At 74.3% G+C, this 6714-nt stretch carries 4 protein-coding genes; 2 read left to right on the plus strand and 2 right to left on the minus strand.

The window, feature by feature from the left end:
- Positions 1–33: 33 nt before the first annotated feature.
- Complete coding sequence (gene dusB, locus GQS09_RS25875) at positions 34–1200, plus strand: tRNA dihydrouridine synthase DusB (protein WP_165989974.1); 1167 nt, start codon at positions 34–36, stop codon at positions 1198–1200.
- Here dusB and GQS09_RS25880 read toward each other — a convergent pair.
- Together GQS09_RS25880 and GQS09_RS25885 are read right to left on the minus strand one after the other, a co-directional pair.
- On the minus strand, positions 1163–3364 hold the full coding sequence (locus tag GQS09_RS25880; RefSeq protein ID WP_165989973.1) for a glycogen debranching N-terminal domain-containing protein: 2202 nt from the start codon (positions 3362–3364) through the stop codon (positions 1163–1165). The genes dusB and GQS09_RS25880 overlap by 38 nt on opposite strands.
- Positions 3365–3427: 63 nt before the next feature.
- Positions 3428–4990, minus strand: a complete 1563-nt coding sequence (locus GQS09_RS25885) for an MGH1-like glycoside hydrolase domain-containing protein (RefSeq protein WP_243761792.1) — start codon at positions 4988–4990, stop codon at positions 3428–3430.
- Between the two features lie 447 nt (positions 4991–5437).
- On the opposite strand from GQS09_RS25885, the gene GQS09_RS25890 reads away from it, so the two are divergent.
- Complete coding sequence (locus GQS09_RS25890; protein ID WP_243761793.1) at positions 5438–6661, plus strand: ROK family protein; 1224 nt, start codon at positions 5438–5440, stop codon at positions 6659–6661.
- Positions 6662–6714 lie beyond the last annotated feature (53 nt).

Genomic DNA, 6714 nt, shown 5'->3' on the forward strand with positions numbered 1-6714 from the left:
CCGTCCGCGGGTGCCCCCCGCGGCAGCGGCGAGGTGCCGCGGGCCGCTGCCGCCGCCGCGGAGCCGCTGCGGCTGGGGCCGCACAGCGTGTGGCCGCCGGTCGTGCTCGCCCCCATGGCGGGCATCACCAACGCGCCGTTCCGCACCCTGTGCCGGGAGTTCAGCGGCGGCACGGGCCTGTTCGTCAGCGAGATGATCACCAGCCGGGCGCTGGTCGAGCGCAATGCCAAGACGATGCAGCTGGTGCACTTCGACGCCGCCGAGAAGCCGCGTTCCCTCCAGCTCTACGGCGTGGACCCGGCCACCGTGGGCCGGGCGGCCCGGATGATCCGGGACGAGGACCTGGCCGACCACATCGACCTCAACTTCGGCTGCCCGGTGCCCAAGGTCACCCGCAAGGGCGGCGGCTCCGCCCTGCCCTACAAGCGCAACCTGCTGCGCGCCATCCTCCGCGAGGCGGTCGCCGGGGCCGGTCCGCTGCCGGTCACCATGAAGATGCGCAAGGGGATCGACGACCGGCACCTGACCTATCTGGACGCCGGGCGGATCGCGGTGGAGGAGGGGGTGACGGCCATCGCGCTGCACGGCCGCACCGCCGCCCAGCACTACGGCGGCACCGCCGACTGGGAGGCCATCGCCCGGCTGAAGGAGGCCGTCCCGGAGATTCCGGTGCTGGGCAACGGCGACATCTGGTCGGCCGACGACGCGCTGCGCATGATGCGCCGCACCGGCTGCGACGGCGTGGTGGTCGGCCGCGGCTGCCTGGGCCGCCCCTGGCTGTTCGGCGATCTGGTGGCCGCCTTCGACGGCCGCGGCCCGGCCGGCTACGCCCGCCCCTCGCTGCGCGAGGTGGCCGCCGTGATGCTGCGTCACGCCCGGCTGCTGGGCGAGTGGCTGGGCGACGAGCAGCGCGGCGTGATCGACTTCCGCAAGCATGTCGCCTGGTACACCAAGGGTTTCTCCATAGGTTCCGAGGCCCGCAGGGCGCTGGCCGTGGCCGGTTCCGCGGGCGAGCTGGCGGCACTGCTGGACGGCCTGGACCTGGACCAGCCCTGGCCCGCGCACGGTGCCGAGGGCCCGCGCGGCCGGACGTCGGGACGCGAACGGGTCGTCCTGCCCGAAGGCTGGCTGGACGACCCGTTCGCCTGCTCCCCCATGGTGGTCAGTGCGGACGCGGAGCTTGACACCTCCGGAGGCTGACGGGAATCCCCGACGGGTCGGACGCGGCGCCGCGCCGCGGCCCGGCGGCATGGCCGCCCGACGGCCCCCGGGCCGCCGCCACCGCGCTGAGCAGCGCGAACGGTGCCGCCGCCGCCCATGCCTGCGGGGTGCAGGCGTGCGGGTAGGGCACCGGCCGGGCGGCGTCCTCGGCGGAGTAGCCGGCGATCACCTCGGGCAGCTGGAAGTCGTGGGCGGCGGCGATCCGCACCAGACCGCGGGCCACCGCCCGGGTCTCCTCGCGCAGCCCGTAGCGTGCCAGCCCCAGGGCGATCACGGCGTTGTCGTGCGGCCAGACGCTTCCGCAGTGGTAGGACAGCGGATGGTAGGCGCCCTGCCCGGCGGCCAGGGTGCGCACGCCCCAGCCGGAGAAGAAGTCCGCCTCCAGCAGCCGCCGCCCGACCGCGGTGGCGCGTTCGGAGTCGAGTATCCCGGACCAGAGGAGATGCCCGGCGTCCGAGGCGAGGGCGTCGGCATGGCGTCCCGACTCGTCCAGCGCCAGGGCCGGGAAGCGCCGTCCGGGCATCCAGAAGTCCCGGGCGAAGCGGGCCCGCAGCTCGGCCGCGGCCTGTTCCAGGCGGGCCGCGTAGGCGGTGTCGTGCCAGAACATCCGGGCCAGCCAGGCGGTGCGGCGCAGCGCGTCGTAGGCGTAGCCCTGCGGGGCGGCGGCCCGCACCACGCCCTTGACCGGTGAGCCGTCGGCGAAGCAGATGGCGCCGGGGGAGTCCTTCCAGGACTGGTTGGCCAGGCCGCCCTCGTCGGGGTGGTAGGCCAGATAGCCGCAGTCGTCCAGCCCGCCGTGGGCGAACATCCAGTCCACGGCGGCGCGGGCGTGCCGCTCCAGCCGCTGGGCCGGTTTGTCGTCCCCGGTGCGCTCGGTGTAGGCGCCGAGCAGCACCAGGAACAGCGGGGTGGAGTCCACCGAGCCGTAGTAGCGGCCGAAGGGCACCTGTTCGAAGTAGGCCAGCTCGCCGCGGCGCACCTCGTGCACGATCTTCCCTGGCTGGGCGACCCGCGCGNCGTGCCGCTCCAGCCGCTGGGCCGGTTTGTCGTCCCCGGTGCGCTCGGTGTAGGCGCCGAGCAGCACCAGGAACAGCGGGGTGGAGTCCACCGAGCCGTAGTAGCGGCCGAAGGGCACCTGTTCGAAGTAGGCCAGCTCGCCGCGGCGCACCTCGTGCACGATCTTCCCTGGCTGGGCGACCCGCGCGGTGTCCTCCTCGGCGGCCTGCACGGCGGCCAGGGCGGGCAGCGTGGCCGCGGCCAGCTCCGGCCGGTACGGCAGGGTGAACAGCGAGGTGAACAGGGCGTGCCGGGCGAGCAGGGTGAGGAACCAGGGCACCCCGGCGGCGGGGACCCGCAGCATCTCGCCGTCCGGGCCGGACGCCGGGATGCGCAGGCCGGCCAGGTCGGCCAGACCGCGGGCGCAGGTCCGGGCCAGGTCGGGCCAGTCGGAGCCCTCCCACGGCAGCGGGGCGGCGGTGAGGAAGTCGTCGGGGCCCTCGGCGGGTTCGGGGGCGCCGTAGGGGTGGGCGGCGGCGCGCAGGATCAGCTCGACCGTGCCGTGCGGTTCCAGGGTGATCCGCCAGACCAGCCGGCGGGCGCCGCTGCCGGTCTCCTCCACCTGGTCGGGCGCGGGCACCGAGGTGATCACGGTGCGGGCGTGCCACTCGTGCCGGTGGTAGCCGAACTCGACGCCGTCGTCGAGGACTTCGCGGGTGCGGTGGGTGCCGGTCTTGTCGTACCAGCGGTGGTCGGAGCGCAGTTCGAACTGGTCGGTGAAGTCGGCGTCCACCGTGAGCGCCACTAATGCGCTGCTGGTCTCGGCGCGGTTGCTGGTCAGCCGGAGCCGTTCGACGAGCGTGCCGGAGGTGACGGTCTGCTCGCGGAAGACGGTCAGGGCCGGCGGTTCGCCGCGTCCGCTGGGCGGGATGAGCACGCAGCTAGCGGTCATCCCGCCCTCGGAGGCGGGGACCAGGACGGTGGGGGTGGAACCGTCCACCGTCAGCTGCCAGCGGCTCAGATGGCGGGCATCGTAGGCGAACAGCCCGTCGGGCGAGCTGCCGCGTGCTCCGGTGATGTCACCGGAGGGCCCAATCGCGGCGAACGTGCCGTTGTGCACCAGCAGTCTGTGGTGCGTGGCGTTCATCGGGGGCGTCCCTCCCTTTTTCGCCGGTCACGCGCCGGGCGCGTGGGGGGTGGTGTGGCTGGCTCAGGGGATCGGCTCGGCCGTTGCCGCCGGAGCCGTTCCGGGTGCCGTGGGTGCCGTGGCCCGGGTGCCGGTGCCGTCGGCGGAGATGGCGGCGTCCGTGGTGCCGGCCGTGCCGGTGCCGGTGGAGGCGGTGGCCGCCGGCTGCCGGGGGGCCGGCCCGTCCCCGGCGGGCCGTGCCGCCTCCGGCAGCCCCCCGTCGGCCCCCGGGTGCCGGGTCCCGGCGTCCAGCAGATCGGCGGCCAGCGCGGCCGTCCAGCTGAAGTTCCGCGCGCCATGCGGTTGTTCGGTGTACGGGTCGAGGTACTCGGCGAAGTCGGATTCGGCCGCCGCGCCGAGGATCGCGGAGCGCAGCCCGGCGGCCCGGGCGGGCCTGCCCTGTTCCCGGAGCCCGCGCTCTATCAGCCAGTTGACGTTGAACCAGGCGGGCCCGCGCCAGTAGCGGGAGGCGTCGAACGCCTTGCCGCACAGGTCGTAGCTGGGCGCCAGGCGGGCGCCGTGACCGAGGGAGAAGTGCTCGCCGTCCAGCGTGCGCAGCAGCGCGTCGGCGATGTGCCCGGGGAGTCCCGGGACGATCAGGGGGAGCAGGCCGGTGGCGCTGCGCTCCGGCAGCAGCCGGCCGGAGGTCAGGTCGTGGCAGAGGAACATGCCGGTGCGGGCGTCCCAGAGCCGCTTGACCAGGGCGGTGGTGAGCTGCTCGGCGCGGATCCGGTGGTCCGTGGGGTCGGCGCCGAGGGCGGCGGCGATGTCGGCCAGGGCGTGCTCGGCGAGGATGAGCAGGGCGTTGAAGCCCGGGTCCTCGACCGCGAAGGCGTGCGGGGTGCCGGCGTCGTGGTACCCGTGGTCGCGGTAGGTGCGCGCCAGCGCCACATAGCGCCGGTAGTCCAGGTCGGTGGGCCGGTCGCCCGGGTCGCCGTGGTCCAGGTCACAGCGGCGGAAGGAGCCGGGCGCGGCCGGCGTCACCCGGGCCAGCGGCGCGTCCCAGCACGGGCTGTTGTCCATCCCCGACTCCCAGGGGTGGACGATCGCGGCCAGCCCGCGCCCGCCCAGGTCGCGGGAGCCGGTGAGGTAGCGCTGCCAGGCGGCGAGCTTCGGGTGGAGGCGCTCAAGGAAGCCGGTGCGCCGGGAGCCGGCCGGGTCGGCCAGATGGGTGAGCCAGACGGCCAGCGCGTGGACCGGGGGCTGCACCAGGCCGGAGGTCTGCACGGCGGCGGGCGCGCCGGCCGCGGCCCCGTCGGTGGCGGAGCGCCAGAAGTCCGGGCTGGGGAAGTAGGCGTCCAGCGGGACGGCGGGGTTGAAGACGATGTGCGGCACCCGGCCGTCGGCCCACTGGGCGGCGAACAGGGTCTCCAGTTCGCGGCGGGCACGCTCGGGCGCGAAGTGCCGCAGGCCGATGGCGATGAACGCGGAGTCCCAGCTCCACTGGTGGGGGTAGAGGGCACGGGAGGGCACGGTCGAACTGCCGGTCCAGTTGCGGTCCAGGACCCGGCGGGCGCGGCGCAGCAGCCCGGCGGGGGTCCAGCCGGGGTGCGCGGTGGCGGCGGGACGCTGCAGCGCGGTGGTCATGCGGCCGCCCCTGACCGGGCGGCTCCCGCGGTCGCCGCGTGTCCGCCCGGCGTGACGCATGTCACCGGTGAGGCGTGCATGGGTGTGGAGTTGTATGCGATCCGGCCGGGACGTCCGCCCTGGCCGAAAGTCCCGAAACCGACAGAAGGCACGATCCGGTGATGCAGGAACAACCGGTCAATGCGGTGCACATGGGCCTCCGGGGGCGGGTCAGCGTCGTCGCTTATGGCGAAGATACCTTAGGGTTACGCGTACTTAACATGCAAAAGTCGAGTCGTAATACATCCTTGATGTACGGAAGTTGGCGCTGGTCCGTCAGAGTGAGGGGTTCTGGGGGAGGATGGCAAGAGGCGCCGCGGGAAACACGTACACGCGGCCAACACCGCCAGCTCACGCACGGGTAATCCGGGCGCGGGAAACTGACGTATGGGGAGAGCACGCAGGAGCATGGGCGACGACGGGAACGCCGGGGCCATGTGGGTGAGCCAGGCCAGCGCCGGGCACCTGCTCCAGCTCATTCGGAGCGGGCAGGCGACCACGCGCGGCGAGCTGCAGCGCGTCACCGGGCTGGCCCGGTCGACGGTGAGCAGCCGGCTGGACCAGCTCTTCGGCGCCGGCTGGATTCGCGAGGCGGCGGCCGGACCCTCCACCGGAGGGCGCCCCGCCATGCACCTGGAGTTCGACGCCCAGCACGGCGTGGTGCTCGCCGCGGTGCTGGAGACCCGTCACGGGCGTGCCGCGGTGCTCGATCTGGCGGGCGGCATTCTCGCCGAACACGTCGGGGACCTGCTCATCGACGTCGGCCCGGAGAAGGTGCTCGGCCAGGTGGGTGACTGGTTCGCCGCCCTGCTGGAGGAGCTGGGCGTGGACGCCGGCGCGGTGTGTGGCATCGGCCTGTCGGTGCCCGGCCCGGTCGAGGCGTCCACCGGCACCGTGGTGCAGCCCCCGATCATGCCCGGCTGGGACGGCTACCCCATCCCGGACCGGATGCGCCAGGTCTTCCGTGACCAGCTGGGCGGCGACCCGGCCGTGCCGGTGCTGGTGGACAACGACGCCAATCTGATGGCCTTTGCCGAGCAGCGCCTGGGCTACCCCGACTGTTCGGCCTTCCTGCTGGTCAAGGTCTCCACCGGCATAGGTGCCGGGATCGTGGTGGACGGCCGGATCTTCCGCGGCATCGACGGCGGCGCCGGTGACATCGGTCACATCCGGCTGCACGACGCCGCGGAGGCGCTGTGCATGTGCGGCTCCTACGGCTGCCTGGCCGCGGTGGCCAGCGGGCGCGCCCTGGCGCGGCAACTCACCGACATGGGCATCCCCACCGCCTCCGGCTCGGGCGTGCGCGAGCTGCTCTCGGTGGGGCAGCCGGACGCGCTGCGGCTGGCCCGCAGCGCCGGGCGGCGGGTCGGCAATGTGCTGGCCACCGTGGTCACGCTGGTCAATCCCGGGGTGCTGATGATCGCCGGGGACCTGGCCGGCGCGCCCTTCGTCACGGGCGTGCGGGAGCTGCTCTACCAGCTGACCATGCCGCGCACCACCACCCATCTGGAGGTGGTCACCTCCCGGCTCGGCGACCGGGCCGGGCTCACCGGGGCGGCGCTCCACGTCGTCGAGCATCTCTACGCCCCGGCGCAGGCCGATCTGCGCCTGGCCGGCCGCATCGCGGCCTGATCCGGGGCCGGACGGCCGGTGCCCGGCCCGCGGCCCGGCCCGGGGGCGTGACC

The organism is Streptomyces sp. YIM 98790 (genome assembly GCF_011421595.1).
GTDB lineage: Bacteria > Actinomycetota > Actinomycetes > Streptomycetales > Streptomycetaceae > Streptomyces.